Raw genomic sequence first — 14,841 nt, 5'->3', positions numbered from 1 at the left:
AGATCACTGCACGCTCGGGCCTTGGCGGCCCTCCCGCTCCCGATTCCCCCGTCGCCTGAAGGCGATGGTCCCCTCGGGAGAACCTGATGGAACTCATCGACCTGTCCGTGCCGATCGAGACCGGCATGCCCGTCTACCCGGGCGACCCGGAGGTCTCGGTCGGCCCGGCGCTCACGGTCGCGGACGACGGCGTCAACGTGCTGCGGCTGCACCTCGGCTCACAGTCGGGCACCCACGTGGACGCCCCGTTCCACGTGGACGACACACTGCCCGCGCTGGACGAGCTGCCGCTGGAGCGCTTCTGGGGCCCGGCGGTGGTGGTCGACGTCCGGGGCGCGGCACCGCGCTCGCCGATCGGGCCCGAGCCCTTCCGCGCGGCCGTCCTGGAGGGGGCGATGGTGCTCGTCGCCACCGGATGGTCGGCGCACTGGGGGAGCGAGGCGTACGCGGCGCATCCGTACCTGACGGAGGAGGCGGCGCGGCTGCTGGTGGCGCGCGGGGTGCGGACGGTCGGGATCGACGCGCTGAGCGTCGACCCCACGCCCGCCGACGACTTCCCCGCCCACCGGGTGCTGTGCGGCGCGCACGCCGTCATCGCCGAGAACCTGACCGGCCTCGACCGGCTCCTCGACGCCCAGGCGCGGGGGCTGCCGATCGAGGTCTCGCTGCTGCCGCTGCGCCTGCCGGGGGCCGACGGCGCGCCTGTGCGGGCCGTGGCGAGGGTGGGTTAGCGGGTGCCCCAGGAGTACGTCTGCTTGCGCAGCTTCAGGTACACGAACGACTCCGTCGCCCGGACGGCCGGGATGGCGCGGATCTTGCTGAGGATCTCCAGCAGGTGTCCGTCGCCCTCGCAGACCACTTCCACGATCACGTCGAAGGAGCCCGCCGTGAGCACCACGTAGTCGATCTCCTCGATGGCCGAGAGCTCGTCGGCCACCGACTCGAGGTCGCCCTCGCAGTTGACGCCGATCATGGCCTGGCGGGGGAAGCCGAGGGTGAGGGGGTCGGTGACGGCGACGATCTGCATGACGCCGGCGTCCTGCAGCCGTTGCACCCGCTGGCGCACGGCGGCTTCCGACAGCCCGACCGCTTTCCCGATCGCCGCGTACGACATCCGCCCGTCGCTCTGGAGTTGTTCGATGATCTGCTTGGAGAGGTCGTCGAGAACCACCGGTCCGGCGATGGGGGTTGTTCGTCGTACACGGGGCGGCGTCGTCATTGAGAGGATTCCTTCCCTGACCGTCCCGCGTTACGGGGCTGTTCCGGGGGCGTTCCGGTCGAGTTGCCGTTCTGCTGCGACATGTTGTCAGTTCTTGGCGGTCTGTCAAGCGAATTCGTAGCAATTTGATATCTTCACCACGAAATCCCTTGTCGGGATGCTTCCGCTCTGTAAGAGTCGCGGCATCTCAGCCCACCTCGCGGAGAAGGTCATCCGTGACCGGGTCCGCCGAGGTCATCCTGGACACCATCATGGTCATACGACCGACAAAGGAGGGCGAATGACCACCCGTCTGCAGAACTACATCAACGGTGAGTTCGTGGACGCGAAGAGCGGCGAATTCTCCGACATCATCGACCCGTGTACGGGCGAGCCTTACATCCAGGCTCCCGTTTCGGGCCCCGACGACGTCGACGCCGCTTTCGCCGCCGCCGCCGCGGCTTTCGAGTCGTGGGGCCGGACCACGCCCGGCGAGCGGGCGGCCCTGCTGCTCAAGGTCGCCGACGCGATCGAGGCCCGGGCGGACGAGATCAACGAGGCCGAGTGCCGCAACACCGGCAAGCCCCGCGCCCGGATGGCGGAGGACGAGACCCCGGTCGCCGCCGACCACTTCCGGTTCTTCGCGGGCGCGGCGCGGACGCTGGAGGGCCCCACGGCGGGAGAGTTCCTCGCCGAGCACACCAGCGTCATCCGGCACGAGCCGATCGGCGTGGTGGGCCAGGTCACCCCGTGGAACTACCCGATGATGATGGCGGTCTGGAAGATCGCCCCGGCGCTGGCGGCCGGCAACACGGTCGTGCTCAAGCCCTCCGACACCACCCCGGTCTCCACGGTCAAGCTGGCCGAGATCCTCGGCGAGGTGCTGCCGCCCGGCGTCTTCAACGTCGTCACCGGCGACCGTGAGACGGGCGCCCTGGTCGTGAGCCACCCGACGGCCTCCATGGTCGCGATCACCGGCTCGGTGGGCGCGGGCATGTCGGTGGCCAAGAGCGCCGCCGACGACCTCAAGCGGGTGCACCTCGAACTCGGCGGCAAGGCGCCGGTCGTGGTCTTCGAGGACGTCAAGGACCTGCGCAAGGCCGCCGCCGACATCGCCGTCGCCGGGCTCTACAACGCCGGCCAGGACTGCACGGCCGCCTGCCGGGTGCTGGTCCAGGAGAGCGTGCACGACGAGTTCGTGGCCGCGCTCACCGAGGCCGCCGCCGGCACCGTGACCGGCGACCTCGACAACGCCGACGCGCTGTACGGGCCGCTCAACAACGAGACCCAGCTGACCCGCGTCCAGGGGTTCATCGACCGGGCGCCCGCGCACGCCAAGATCCTCACCGGCGGAAGCCGGGTCGGCGACAAGGGCTGGTTCTTCGCGCCGACCGTCGTCGACGGGCTGCGCCAGGACGACGAGATGGTGCAGAACGAGGTCTTCGGCCCCGTGATCACCGTCCAGACCTTCACCGACGAGGCCGACGCCCTCGCCAAGGCCAACGACGTCAAGTACGGTCTGAGCGGCTCTGTGTGGACCTCCGACCACGGCCGGGCGATGCGCATGTCGAACCGGCTCGACTTCGGCGTGGTGTGGGTCAACACGCACATCCCGTTCGTCTCGGAGATGCCGCACGGCGGCTTCAAGCACTCCGGGTACGGCAAGGACCTTTCGGTGTTCGGTCTGCATGACTACACCCGGGTCAAGCACGTCATGCACTACATCGGCGAATAGGTGAGGGACTACCTGGAATGACCGGGCTGAACGCGATTGAGCTTGAGGACGTCGTCAAGGAGTATCTCTCGCACGGCGAGGTCGTCCAGGCAGTCAAGGGCGTGACGCTGGACATCGCCGAGGGGGAGTTCTTCTCCCTCCTCGGCCCGTCCGGTTGCGGCAAGACCACGACCATGCGGATGATCGCCGGCTTCGAGGAGCCCACCAAGGGCCTCGTCAAGCTGCACGGCCAGGACGTCACGAACGTCCCGCCGAACAAGCGCGACGTCAACATGGTCTTCCAGTCCTACGCGCTCTTCCCGCACATGAGCGTCTGGGACAACGTGGCCTTCGGCCTCAAGCAGAAGAAGACCCCGCAGGACGAGATTAAGCGCCGGGTCGGCGAGATGCTGGAGATCGTCGACCTCACCGGCAGGGAGAAGCGCAGGCCGCGCGAGATGTCCGGCGGCCAGCAGCAGCGGGTGGCCCTGGCCCGCGCGCTGGTCAACCGGCCGCGCGCGCTGCTGCTCGACGAGCCGCTCGGCGCGCTCGACCTGAAGCTGCGCCAGGCCATGCAGATCGAGCTCAAGCGCATCCAGCGCGAGGTCGGAATCACGTTCGTGTACGTGACGCACGACCAGAGCGAGGCGCTGACCATGAGCGACCGGATCGCCGTCATGAACGACGGCCTGGTCGAGCAGCTCGCCTCGCCGCGCGAGATCTACGAACGTCCGGCGACGGGGTTCGTCGCCGGATTCATCGGCACCTCCAACCTGCTCACCGGCACAGCGGTCGGCGGCGTGTTGAAGGTGGGCGACAGCCGGGTGCTCGTACCGGGGCACGACGGCGATGTGACGGTGACCGTACGACCTGAGAAGATCGCCATCGGCACCGAGGAGCCAGCTCCTGAGATGAGTGTCGTTCGCGGCACCGTGACTGAGGTCGTCTACCTGGGCACCTACAACAGTTACGCCGTCCGTCTGTCCGACTCCACCGACGGCACGGTCATCACGGTGTTCCAGCAGAACGCGCATGACGCGACGGCCACGGCGGAGCGGGGCGACTCCGTGTGGCTGTCGTGGCAGGCGCGGCATTCGTACGTGATTGGAAGTTAACACTCGATGAACCCCTTCATGCGTGGAATGACGCAGCCGCGCACCCGCCGCGACATCTTCAAGCTCGCCGGGGCCTCGGCTGCCGGACTCGCCCTCGCCGCCTGTGGTGTGCAGGGGCAGAAGGCGGCGCCCCCGAAGGCCGACGCCGTGGCCGACTTCTGGGCCAAGCAGCAGAAGCACGGCAAGGTCGTCTTCGCCAACTGGCCCGAGTACATGCCCGAGGACAAGGGGCCGCTGGAGAAGTTCAAGGCCGACACCGGCATCTCGTACGAGTACAAAGAGGTCATCCAGGAGAACGCGGAGTTCTTCGGAAAGGCCGACCCCGTGCTGCGCGCCGGTCAGCCGCTGGGCTACGACATCGTCGTCATGACGAACGGCGTCCAGCTCCAGCACATGATCGACCTGGGCTATGTCGTGCCGCTCGACCATTCCAAGCTGCCCAACTTCCAGGCCAACGCCGGGCAGAAGTACAAGGAACGCGCGTACGACCCGGGCAACAAGTACACGGTTCCCTACACCTCCGGTGTGACCGGGATCGCGTACAACACCAATTACATCAAGGACGACCTCACCAGCATTGAGGCGCTTTTCGACCCCAAGTACAAGGGGCGGGTCGGCATGATGGCCGACGCGCAGGAGATCGGCAACTTCGGCATGATCTCGCTGGGCATCGCGCCGGAGACGTCGACCGAGGCGGACTGGCGCAAGGCCGGCGAGAAGCTGAAGGCACAGCGCGACGCCGGAATTGTGCGGAAATATTATGATCAGTCGTATATCGACGCTGTGTCGAAGGGCGACCTCTGGATCAGCATGGCCTGGTCCGGCGACGTGTTCCAGCGGCAGCTCGCCGGCGAGCCGGTCAAGTTCTACGTGCCCGAGGAAGGCGGCACGATCTGGACCGACAACATGCTGATCCCCAAGGGCGCCGCCAACCCCGTGGACGCCATCATGTTGATGGACTACCTCTACCAGCCGGCCGTGGCCGCCGAACTGGACGAGTTCATCCAGTACGTCACCCCGGTGCCCGCCGTCCAGGACCTGCTGCGTGAGAAGGCCGCCTCGGCCACCGGCGAGGAGAAGAAGACGCTGGAGGAGATGGTGGCGAGCCCGCTCATGTTCCCCTCCGACGAGGAGTACGCCAAGCTCCACAGCTACACCCCGCTCACCACCCAGCAGGAGCAGGTGTTCAACCCGATCTTCCAGTCGATCACCCAGGCCTGACGATGAAGCGGCTGACCCCCTACCTGCTGGTGCTGCCCAGCTGGATCTGGCTGGCGATCTTCCTGGTCGTCCCCATGGCCGCGATGGCGTCGGTGTCGCTGCAGACCGGAAACGCCATCGACGGCTTCGCCATGACGTTCAGCTTCTCCAACTACGGCGACGCGCTGAGCAGGTACAGCACCCAGCTCCTGCGCTCGCTGCTGTACGGGGGGCTGGCGACGGTGGCGATGATGCTGATCGGCTACCCGGTCGCGTACTGGATCGCCTTCCGGGGCGGCAGGCGGAAGTCGATGTACCTCTTCCTCCTGCTGCTGCCGTTCTTCGTGTCGTTCGTGCTGCGGACGATCTCGTGGAACTTCCTGCTGGCCGACAACGGCATCCTGTTCGGCACGCTGAAGGGCTGGGGGCTGCTGCCCGAGGGCTTCCACGTCCTCGCCACGACGTTCGCCGTCGTGGGCGGGCTGACGTACAACTTCCTGCCGTTCATGATCCTGCCGATCTACGTGGCGCTGGAGCGGGTCGACCCGCGGGTGGTGGAGGCGGCCCAGGACCTGTACGCGACCCGGGGAGCGGCGTTCCGGCGGGTCGTACTGCCGCTGTCGCTGCCCGGGGTGTTCGCCGGGGTGCTCATGACGTTCGTGCCGGCCACGGCCGACCCGATCAACGCGGCCATCCTCGGCGGCACGTCGAACACGATGATCGGCAACATCATCCAGACGGAATACCTGACGAACCTCAACTACCCGACCGCCTCGGCGCTGTCGTTCACGCTGATGGCGGTCCTGCTGGTCGGCATCTTCGTCTACGCCAGAGTGCTCGGGACGGAGAACGTGCTGGAGGCGGCGGCGCGATGAGGACCCGCGGAAGACTCGGCGACCGGCTGCTGCACGCCTACACCTGGCTGATCATCGTCTGGCTGTCGTCGCCCATCGCCGTGATGATCCTGTTCGGGTTCAACGACAAGAAGAGCAAGTCGAACACCACCTGGCAGGGCTTCACCCTGCGCTGGTACACCGAGCTCTTCGACATCTCCGACCTCACCGTGGCGCTGCGCAACACGCTGGTGATCGCCCTGGTCAGCACCGTGATCACGGTGGTGATCGGCACGATGCTGGGCATCGCGCTGGGCCGTCACCGCTTCCGCGGCGCCGGCGCCACGAACTTCCTGGTGTTCGCCGCGATCTCCACGCCCGAACTCGTCATGGGCGCCTCGCTGCTGTCGCTGTTCGTCTCAGGCAACGTCCCGCGCGACGCGAACACGATCATCATCGCCCACGTGCTGTTCTCGCTGTCGTTCGTGGTCGTCACGGTACGGGCGAGGGTCGTCGGCCTCGACCCGTCGCTGGAAGAGGCCGCCAGAGACCTCGGTGCCACGGCGTGGGGCACGTTCCGGCAGGTCACGCTGCCGTCCATCATGCCCGGCGTGCTGGCGGGCGCGATGCTGTCGTTCGCGCTGTCGATCGACGACTACGTGGTGACGAGCTTCGTCAACGGCTCGACGGTGACCTTCCCGCTGTGGATCGTCGGCGCCGTCAAGACCGGCATCCCGCCGCAGGTCAACGTCATGGGTACGCTGATCTTCGGCGTCGGTGTGCTGATCGCGATCGCGAGTGCGGTCGCGTCCCGCCGCCGCGCCTGAACACCGGGTCACCGGCTTCCCCTCCGCTGCCGCGGAGGGATTCGTCATTGGCAAAGAACAGGGAGGCGAGATCGGATTCCGACGGGGGGAACCCGTGCGTGATCACCATTTGGTCCCGCGATTTCATCATCAAATATTCTGAACTTTCGTAGGGAAGTGGGATTTGTGGATCCGCTGAAGGCGCTGGCTGATGCGGAGCGCAAGCCGTACTGGCTGGACAGCCCGGCCAGACCCGAGCCGCAGGAGCGGCTCACCGGAAAGACCGTCGCCGACCTGGCCGTCGTCGGCGGCGGCTTCTCAGGGCTGTGGACGGCTCTGATGGCCAAGGAACGAGACCCCTCGCTGGACGTCGTCCTGCTCGAAGGACGCAGGATCGGCTGGGCCGCCACCGGCCGCAACGGCGGGTTCTGCATGGCGACCCTCACCCATGGCCTGGCCAACGGCCTGGAACGGTGGCCCGAGGAGATCGAGCGGCTCGAACGCATGGGCGTCGAGAACCTCGACGAGATCGAAGAGACCCTGCGCCGCCACGGCATCGACTGCTCGTTCGAGCGCACCGGCGAGGTGCAGGTCGCCACCGAGCCCTGGCAGGTCGAGGCGCTGGCCGAGCAGCACGCCATCACCTCAGAACTGGGCCTCGACTACCAGCCGCTCGACCGCGAGCAGGTGCGGGCCCAGATCGACTCGCCGACCTACCTCGCGGGCCTCTGGGACCGCAAGGGCTGCGCCATGCTCGACCCGGCGCGGCTGGCGTGGGGCCTGCGCGAGGCGTGCCTGCGCCTCGGCGTACGCGTCCACGAGCGCAGCCCCGTGCGGGCGCTGCACGACGACGGCACGCTGCTCACGCTGCGCACCCCGCACGGCGAGGTGGCCGCGCGCCGCGTGGCGCTCGGCACCGGCGTCTTCCCGCCGCTGCTGCGCCGGCTCAGGCACTACGTGGTCCCCGTGTACGACTACGCACTCATGACCGAGCCGCTGAGCGCCGACGAACTCGCCTCGGTGGGCTGGCGCAACCGACAGGGCGTGGGCGACGGCGGCAACCAGTTCCACTACTACCGGCTGACCGACGACAACCGCATCCTGTGGGGCGGCTGGGACGCGGTCTACTACAACGGCGGCCTCGTCAGGCCGGAGTACGAGCAGCGCGACGAGACGTTCGTCAAGCTGGCCGAGCACTTCTACGACACCTTCCCCCAGCTTGGCGACGTGAGCTTCACCCACCGGTGGGGTGGCGTCATCGACACCTGCAGCCGCTTCAGCGCCTTCTACGGCAGGGCGCACGGCGGGCGGCTCGTCTACGCGACCGGCTACACCGGCATGGGCGTCGGCGCCACCCGCTTCGGCGCGAACGTCATGCTCGACCTGCTGTCGGGCGAGCGCACCGAACGCACAGAACTGCGGATGGTCAAGGAGAAGCCGTTCCCGTTCCCGCCCGAGCCGGTGCGTTCCCCCGTGATCCAGTTCACCCGCTGGTCGATCGCCCAGGCCGACGAGCACCAGGGCAAGCGCAACCTGTGGCTGCGCGCGCTCGACCGGATGGGGCTGGGCTTCGACTCCTGACGCGTACCGGGTCCGGTGAGAGCAGACTGGGCCCATGAGAATCGAGTTCACCTCCGACGGCCTCACGCTCACCGGCGACCTGCGGGTCCCCGAGGGCGTGGGGCCGTGGCCGGCGCTGGTACTCACCGGGCCGTTCGCCGGGGTGCGCGACCAGGTCACCGGCCTGTACGCGGCCCGGCTCGCCGAGCGGGGGCACGTCACGCTGTCGTTCGACCACCGCAACTGGGGCGAGTCCGAGGGCGGTCCGCGCCGCCACGAGGACCCGCAGGGCAAGCTGCACGACCTGCGCGCCGCCGTGTCGTTCCTGCGCGCGCGGCCCGAGGTCGACCCCGGCAGGATCGGGGCGGTGGGCATCTGCCTCGGCGCCGGCTACGCGCTGAAGTTCGCCGCCTTCGACCCGCGGGTGAAGGTGTTCGCGGGGATCGCGGGGGCCTACAACAACCCGTACGCGATGCGGATGGGCGCCGACTACCAGGCCGCGCTGGCGGCGTCCACCGAGGTGCTGGAGCGGCAGGACCTCGGCGGGCCGGTCGAGTACGTGCCGGCGGTGGCGGAGCGGGGCGAGGCGGCGATGCCGGGCGACGAGCCGTACGCCTACTACGGGACCGAGCGCGGAGCCTCGCCGCACTGGGCGAACGAGGTGACGCGGGCGAGCGTGCGCGAGCTGCTCACCATGGACAACATGATGGGCGCCGACTTCCTGTCGCCCAAGCCGGCGTTGGTCGTGCACGGCGTGGTCGACCGGTTCTGCTCGCCGGAGGGGGCCGAGGAGGCGTTCCGGCGGCTCGACGAGCCGAAGCGGCTGGTCTGGGTCGATGCCAAGGAGCACATCGACCTCTACGACCGTGAGCCGTACGTCACGCAGGCCGTGGACGCGACCGCCGGGTTCCTCGCCGAGTACCTCTGAGCGTCGGTTTTGGCAAGAATGCGCTGATGGTCCGTCCAGGAAAGTGCCGGGTGCGATGCATCCGGGCCTGAAGCCGGGAATGTTCCTTACGCCCCCGACGAGCTCGCGGGGGTTGGCGTGCGGACGGTGGGAACGGCGTGTGTGGGGCTGGCGTTCGTGGCAGGGTGCGGGGCCGGGGCGCCTCCGGTGCAACCCGTGATGGTGCGGGCGCCGGTCAAGGTGGCGCACTGCTTCATGAAATTTCCTGACGTACGGGGCGGCCGGATCAACCGCGCCCGGCTCCAGCGCGACCTCGCCCGCTACGTGGCGGGCCGTCCCGGCCGCGTCGTCTACGGCGCGCACGACCTGGTCAGCGGCGTCTCGCTGGGGCAGGGACAGCACCGCAACGACATCATCACCGCCAGCGGCGCCAAGGTGGACATCCTGGCCGCGCTGCTGCGCCGCCGCTCCGGCCGGCTCGGCGAGGACGAGCTCGACCTCGCCACCCGCATGGTCACCGAGAGCGACAACGACGCGGCGGACCGGCTGTGGGCGCGGGTCGGCGGCGGGGGCACCATGAGCGGCTTCTACCGCAGGATCGGGCTGAAGGAGACCACTCCTGGGCCGGGCAAGTACTGGGGAGGCACCCTGACCAGCCCCGCCGACCGCATCCGGCTGCTGAAGGTGCTGGTCAAGGGCGGCAGAGGGATCTCGTCCAGGAGCCGGGCGCAGGTCCTGTCGCTGATGGGACGGGTGGTCAAGGACCAGGCGTGGGGGGTCAGCGCGGCGGCCCGGCCGCAGGACCGGGTGGCGCTGAAGAACGGGTGGACACCGCGCCCGTTCGTGCACAACACGTGGGCGGTGACGAGCTACGGCCGCGTCCACGGGCCCGGGCGCGACCTGCTGCTGTCCGTACAGACCGACCAGCAGCCGGGGGAGGGGGCGGGCATCCAGACGATCGAGGGCATCGCCCGCATGATCGGCCGGCGTCTCGACACCCTCACGCCCACCGTGACCCGCCGCTGCCCCACCAACCCCACCTTCTGACGGCGTCCTTGCGGGGGTGGCACGGGCGTCCCGGGTGGTGCGGGTCTGTGCCGGGGCGGCGTACGGCGATCAGGAGCGGGCGCGGGCGAGAACCTCCTCCGGGATGACCTTCGGGACGCCGCGCAACCCCACCAGGGCCACCACGGCGACGGCCGCCAGGGTCGCGGCGGCGACGAACGAGGTCAGGTGCAGGCCCTCCAGGAACGCGGCCCGCGCCGCCCTGGCCAGCTCCGCGGCCGGGCCGGAGGGCAGCGTGGCGGCCGTGCTCATGGCCTCGGCGAGCGACTCGCCCGCGCCTGAGGAGGGAACCCCGGCGGGCAGCGCCAGGTTGGCCCGGTACGCCGCGGTGAGCACCGTGCCCAGGACCGCGATGCCGAGCGCCCCACCCAGTTCGAACGCCGTCTCCGACACCGCCGCCGCGGCCCCCGCCCGCTCGGGAGGCGCCGTCGCCAGCACGTTGTCGTTGTTGACGGTGAAGGCGAACCCGATGCCGACACCGCCGATCAGCAGGGCGGGCAGCAGCGTGAGGTAGGTCAGTTCGGTGCCGAGCGTCGTGTACCAGAGGAACGCGCCCGCGTTCATGGCGAGGCCCAGGGCGACCACGCCGTTCCTGCCGAGCGGCCGGATCAGCCTGGCGGCCAGGACCCCGCCCACCGCGCCGCCGAGGCCGCCGGGCAGCTGTGCGAGGCCCGCCTGCAGCGGCGACCAGCCCAGCACCAGCTGCAGGTACCAGGCGAACATCAGCATCATCGCCGACATCGCGAAGATCGCCAGCAGGTTCGTGACGATGGACGCGCTGAACGCCCGCCGACGGAACAGCCGTACGTCGATCAGCGGCTCGGGCACCCGTGTCTGCCGCCACCCGAACGCCACGAGCAGCGCCACCCCGGCGACCCCGGCGGCCGGCACGTCGGCGTGCTCCAGCCCGGTGTGCGCCGCCTCCTTGACCGCGTACACGACGGCCACGACGCCCCCGAACGACAGCAGGACGCTCGGCACGTCGATCCGTCCGGCGTCGGGGTTGCGCGACTCGGGCAGCACCAGGAGCCCGCCGATGATGACCAGCGCCATGACCGGCACGTTGATCAGGAAGACGGAACCCCACCAGAAGTGGTCGAGCAGCAGGCCGCCGACCACCGGGCCGACCGCGAAACCCGCCGCGCTCATGCCGCTCCAGATGCCCACGGCCGCCGTCCGCTCGCCGGGCTCGGTGAACACGTTGCGGACGATCGACAGCGTGGACGGCATGATCGTGGCCGCGGCCACTCCCAGCAGCGCCCGGGCGGCGATCAGCAGCTCGGCGCTCGGCGCGTACGCGGTGATCACCGACGCCGCCCCGAACGCCGTGGCACCGATCAGCAGCAGGCGCCTGCGTCCGACGCGGTCGCCGACGTTGCCCATGGTGACGAGCAGGCCGGCGAGGGCGAAGCCGTACACGTCGCCGATCCACAGCAACTGGGTGGAGCTCGCGCCGAGGTCGGCGACCAGGCTCGGCAGCGCCAGGTGCAGCACGGTGAGGTCGAGAGAGAGCAGCAGGGTGGCCACGCAGGCGACCGCCAGACACGCCCATTTGTTCGTCATGCCACCGACGGTCGCGAACCACGCTGACGAACGACCTACCGCCCGCTGACCACCCCGCCGGCCGGTTCGCCGTGCGGGGTGGGGAGTGCTGCCAGTGCGGTTGCGATGCGGGTGCGGGTTTCCTCCGTGCTGTACCAGCCCACCGGGCACTCCTCACGCGCCCGGGTCAGGTGGGTGCGGGCCTCGGCGAGGTCGCCGCGGGCCAGCGCCAGCTCGCCCAGGCCGAGTTCGGCCCAGGCCAGGTTCTCCAGGGAGCCGTTGCGCCGCGCCAGCTCGGCCGCGAGCACGTAGTCGGCCCGCGCCCCCTCCACGTCGTCGAGGCGCACCAGCGCGTCGGCCCTGCGGCACAGGGTCTCGGCGATGTCCGTCCCGCAGCCCAGCTCCCGCGCCAGCGTCAGCGCCTCGTCGGCCAGCGCGTACGCGCCGCGGTGGTCGCCCTGATCCCGCCGCAGCGCGCACAGCCCGGACAGCACCAGCACCGTGCCCCACCGCTCGCCGATGGCCCGGAACCCGTCCAGGCCGGCGGCGAAGTGCTCCAGCGCCTCGTCGGTGCGGCCGAGCGTCTGGTGGACGAACGCGGCCCCGCAGTACGACAGCGACCGCTGCCACGGCGGCAGCCGCGGCAGCAGATGCAGGATGTCCTCGACGGCGTGGTCGAAGTCGGGCGGCGGGCCGGTGAACATCGACAGCAGCATCATGAGGAAGTCGAGCCTGACCGGCACGTAGTTCCAGCCGAGCCGCTCGCGCAACTCCTCGAGCCGGGCCCGCAGGTCGTCGTCGCCCGTCCCCGCCCATGCGGCCACGAGCACGCACAGCGCGTGCTCCTCCTCCATGCCGGGAAAGGTCACGGAGCCGAGCGCGCGCAGCAGGCGGGCCGCGAGGTTCGCGCTCGTGACCCGGTTGCCACGCATCCACCAGTAGCAGGCGCTGTACGCGGTCAACCGCAGGGCCTGCTGCAGGTCGCCCGACTCGGTGGCGGACCGGGTGGCCGCGACGATGTCGTCGCTCTCCTCGTCGAGCAGGGCCAGCCACTCCAGCTGGTCGGCGGCGCGCAGCCGCGGGTCGGCCGCTTCGAGCAGCTCGACGTAGTACGCCGCGTGCGCCCGCCGGACGGCCTCCTCCTCACCCGACTCCGCCAGCCGTTCGGCGCAGAACGCCCGGATCGTCTGGAGCATGCGCAGACGCCCGTCGGTGAACTCGACCAGAGACTTCTCCACCAGCGCGAACAGCACGTCCTCCGGCAGCCCGCACACCCGCTCGGCCGCCTCCGGACGGGCGCCCCCGGCGAACACGGCCAGCCGCCTGGCCGCCTGCTGCTCGTCGGCGTCCAGCAGGTCCCAGCTCCAGGCGACGACCGCGCGCAAGGTCTGGTGGCGCGGCAGCGCCGTACGGCTGCCGCGGGTGAGCAGCTCGAACCGGTCGTCGAGCCGCGCGGCCACGTCGGCGACCGGCAGCGTGCGCAGGCGGGCCGCGGCCAGCTCGATGGCCAGCGGCAGCCCGTCGAGCGCCCGGCAGATGCGTACGACGTCGGCGGCGTTGCCCGCGTCCACGCTGAAGCCAGGCCGGACGGCGGCGGCCCGGTCGGCGAACATCCGCACCGCCGCGTAACCGAGCGGGTCGTCCGCCTCGGGCGGCGGCAGCCGCAGCGGCGCGAGGGGCAGGAGCGACTCGCCCGTGATGCCCAGCGCCTCGCGTCCTGTCGCGAGCACGCGCAGGCCAGGGCAGGCGGCCAGCAGGTGGTCGACCAGCTCGGCGGCGGCGCCGACGAGGTGCTCGCAGTTGTCGATCACGAGCAGCAGCTCGCGCTCGGTCAGCGCGGACACCAGCCGGGCCACGGGATCGACGGCCGGGCGCTCGGGGACGTGCAGCAGCGCGTCCCTGATGCCGAGCGCGGCGAGCACCGCCCCCGGCACGCCCGGGGCGTCGGAGACCGGCGCGAGCGGCACGAAGCACACGTCGCCCGGCTGCCGCGCGGCCGCCTCGGTCGCGAGCCGGGTCTTGCCCGCGCCCCCGGGGCCGGTCAGCGTGACGAGCCTGCTCTCCGTGAGCAGGGAGCGCAGCCGGTCGAGCTCCTCCGAGCGGCCCACGAAGCTGGTGAGCTGGGCGCGTAACCCCCGCCGCAGCGGGAACGCCGCCGGAGCGGACGCGCCGAGCGCGGGATCGCCCCGCAGCACGGCCAGGTGCGCGGCGGTCAGCTCCGGGCCAGGCTCCACGCCCAGCTCCTCGTCCAGCAGCTTCCTGGCCGCGTCGTGGACGGTCAGCGCCTCGGCCTGGCGGCCGCTGCCGTACAGGGCGCGCATGAGCTGGGCGCTCAGCCGTTCGCGCAGCGGGTGGGCGCCGACGAGCCGGCGCAGCTCCGCCACCAGTTCGCGGTGCCGGCCGAGGTCGAGGTCGGCCTGGACGCGGTCCTCGGTGGCGGCGAGCCGGAGCTCCTCCAGCGCCGTCGCGGCGGCCCCGGCGTGCGGGGCGTCGGCGAGCGGCGCGCCCCGCCACAGGTCGAGGGCGTCGCGCAGCAGCGCCGCCGCCCGTCCGGGGTCGCCGGCCGCCAGCGCCTGCCGCCCGGCCTGCGCGAGCAGCTCGAACCGGCGCGCGTCCACGTCCTGCGGGTCGGCGACCAGCCGGTAGCCGGTCGGATGGAACTCCACCAGGTCCCTGCCGAGCGCCCGGCGCAGCCGCGACACCTGCGACTGCAGCGCGTTGGCCACGCCCTCGGGGGGATCGGTGCCGTACAGGCCATCGGCCAGCCGCCCGGCGTCGACGACCCGGCCGGCGTGCAGGGCGAGCAGGGTCAGCAGGGCGCGTACCCGGGGGCCGCCGAGCGCGATCGGCCGGTCGTCGTCCAGCACTTCGGTGGGCCCGAGAATGTGGAACCGCATGTCC

General features: G+C 70.6%; 12 protein-coding genes. 9 read left to right on the top strand and 3 right to left on the bottom strand.

Going from position 1 to position 14,841, the window contains the following annotated elements:
• Positions 1–86 precede the first annotated feature (86 nt).
• The gene (locus tag BLR04_RS30280; RefSeq protein ID WP_090771686.1) at positions 87–731 is read left to right on the top strand and encodes a cyclase family protein; all 645 of its coding nucleotides are present in this window, start codon (positions 87–89) and stop codon (positions 729–731) included.
• On the opposite strand, the gene BLR04_RS30275 is transcribed toward BLR04_RS30280, so the two are convergent.
• A complete protein-coding gene (locus BLR04_RS30275) occupies positions 728–1,219 on the bottom strand; it encodes an Lrp/AsnC family transcriptional regulator (RefSeq protein ID WP_090771683.1) in 492 nt (163 codons plus the stop codon). The two genes, BLR04_RS30280 and BLR04_RS30275, sit on opposite strands and share 4 nt — an antisense overlap.
• A 280-nt stretch (positions 1,220–1,499) precedes the next feature.
• On the opposite strand from BLR04_RS30275, the gene BLR04_RS30270 reads away from it, so the two are divergent.
• From BLR04_RS30270 to BLR04_RS30235, 8 genes are all read left to right on the top strand, one after another.
• On the top strand, positions 1,500–2,933 hold the full coding sequence (locus BLR04_RS30270) for a gamma-aminobutyraldehyde dehydrogenase (RefSeq protein WP_090771681.1): 1,434 nt from the start codon (positions 1,500–1,502) through the stop codon (positions 2,931–2,933).
• Between the two features lie 17 nt (positions 2,934–2,950).
• Positions 2,951–4,027, top strand: coding sequence for an ABC transporter ATP-binding protein (locus BLR04_RS30265; protein ID WP_090771679.1), 1,077 nt, complete (start codon positions 2,951–2,953; stop codon positions 4,025–4,027).
• Positions 4,028–4,045: 18 nt separating this feature from the next.
• Positions 4,046–5,248 carry a polyamine ABC transporter substrate-binding protein gene (locus tag BLR04_RS30260; protein WP_245740718.1) on the top strand — a complete coding sequence of 401 codons (1,203 nt, stop codon included), beginning with the start codon at positions 4,046–4,048 and terminating at the stop codon, positions 5,246–5,248.
• Positions 5,249–5,250: 2 nt separating this feature from the next.
• The gene (locus BLR04_RS30255; protein ID WP_090771675.1) at positions 5,251–6,102 is read left to right on the top strand and encodes an ABC transporter permease; all 852 of its coding nucleotides are present in this window, start codon (positions 5,251–5,253) and stop codon (positions 6,100–6,102) included.
• Positions 6,099–6,887 (top strand): ABC transporter permease, encoded by a 789-nt coding sequence (locus BLR04_RS30250; protein WP_090771673.1) that lies wholly within the window; start codon positions 6,099–6,101, stop codon positions 6,885–6,887. Before BLR04_RS30255 ends, BLR04_RS30250 begins: the two co-directional genes overlap by 4 nt.
• Before the next feature lie 165 nt (positions 6,888–7,052).
• A complete protein-coding gene (locus tag BLR04_RS30245) occupies positions 7,053–8,447 on the top strand; it encodes an NAD(P)/FAD-dependent oxidoreductase (protein WP_090771671.1) in 1,395 nt (464 codons plus the stop codon).
• A gap of 34 nt (positions 8,448–8,481) precedes the next feature.
• Entirely contained in the window at positions 8,482–9,354 is an 873-nt protein-coding gene (locus tag BLR04_RS30240; protein ID WP_090771669.1) for an alpha/beta hydrolase, read from the top strand.
• Positions 9,355–9,588: 234 nt separating this feature from the next.
• The gene (locus BLR04_RS30235; RefSeq protein ID WP_176903360.1) at positions 9,589–10,380 is read left to right on the top strand and encodes a serine hydrolase; all 792 of its coding nucleotides are present in this window, start codon (positions 9,589–9,591) and stop codon (positions 10,378–10,380) included.
• Positions 10,381–10,449: 69 nt separating this feature from the next.
• On the opposite strand, the gene BLR04_RS30230 is transcribed toward BLR04_RS30235, so the two are convergent.
• Positions 10,450–11,961: an MFS transporter gene (locus tag BLR04_RS30230; protein WP_090771666.1), complete on the bottom strand. Its 1,512-nt coding sequence runs from the start codon at positions 11,959–11,961 to the stop codon at positions 10,450–10,452.
• Between the two features lie 35 nt (positions 11,962–11,996).
• Positions 11,997–14,837 carry an AfsR/SARP family transcriptional regulator gene (locus BLR04_RS30225; RefSeq protein WP_090771664.1) on the bottom strand — a complete coding sequence of 947 codons (2,841 nt, stop codon included), beginning with the start codon at positions 14,835–14,837 and terminating at the stop codon, positions 11,997–11,999.
• Between the last annotated feature and the right edge of the window lie 4 nt (positions 14,838–14,841).

It is taken from the genome of Nonomuraea maritima, assembly GCF_900100395.1.
Classification (GTDB): Bacteria; Actinomycetota; Actinomycetes; order Streptosporangiales; family Streptosporangiaceae; genus Nonomuraea; species Nonomuraea maritima.
The sequence above is the reverse complement of the archived record's forward strand: the minus strand, read 5'-3'. Positions and strand labels throughout refer to the sequence as shown.

Bases quoted from the DNA above. Each gene is read 5' to 3' on its own strand.
- BLR04_RS30280 (WP_090771686.1), top strand. From the start codon at position 87: ATGGAACTCATCGACCTGTCCGTGCCGATCGAGACCGGCATGCCCGTC.
- BLR04_RS30275 (WP_090771683.1), bottom strand. From the start codon at position 1,219: ATGACGACGCCGCCCCGTGTACGACGAACAACCCCCATCGCCGGACCG.
- BLR04_RS30270 (WP_090771681.1), top strand. From the start codon at position 1,500: ATGACCACCCGTCTGCAGAACTACATCAACGGTGAGTTCGTGGACGCG.
- BLR04_RS30265 (WP_090771679.1), top strand. From the start codon at position 2,951: ATGACCGGGCTGAACGCGATTGAGCTTGAGGACGTCGTCAAGGAGTAT.
- BLR04_RS30260 (WP_245740718.1), top strand. From the start codon at position 4,046: ATGCGTGGAATGACGCAGCCGCGCACCCGCCGCGACATCTTCAAGCTC.
- BLR04_RS30255 (WP_090771675.1), top strand. From the start codon at position 5,251: ATGAAGCGGCTGACCCCCTACCTGCTGGTGCTGCCCAGCTGGATCTGG.
- BLR04_RS30250 (WP_090771673.1), top strand. From the start codon at position 6,099: ATGAGGACCCGCGGAAGACTCGGCGACCGGCTGCTGCACGCCTACACC.
- BLR04_RS30240 (WP_090771669.1), top strand. From the start codon at position 8,482: ATGAGAATCGAGTTCACCTCCGACGGCCTCACGCTCACCGGCGACCTG.
- BLR04_RS30235 (WP_176903360.1), top strand. From the start codon at position 9,589: ATGAAATTTCCTGACGTACGGGGCGGCCGGATCAACCGCGCCCGGCTC.
- BLR04_RS30230 (WP_090771666.1), bottom strand. From the start codon at position 11,961: ATGACGAACAAATGGGCGTGTCTGGCGGTCGCCTGCGTGGCCACCCTG.
- BLR04_RS30225 (WP_090771664.1), bottom strand. From the start codon at position 14,837: ATGCGGTTCCACATTCTCGGGCCCACCGAAGTGCTGGACGACGACCGG.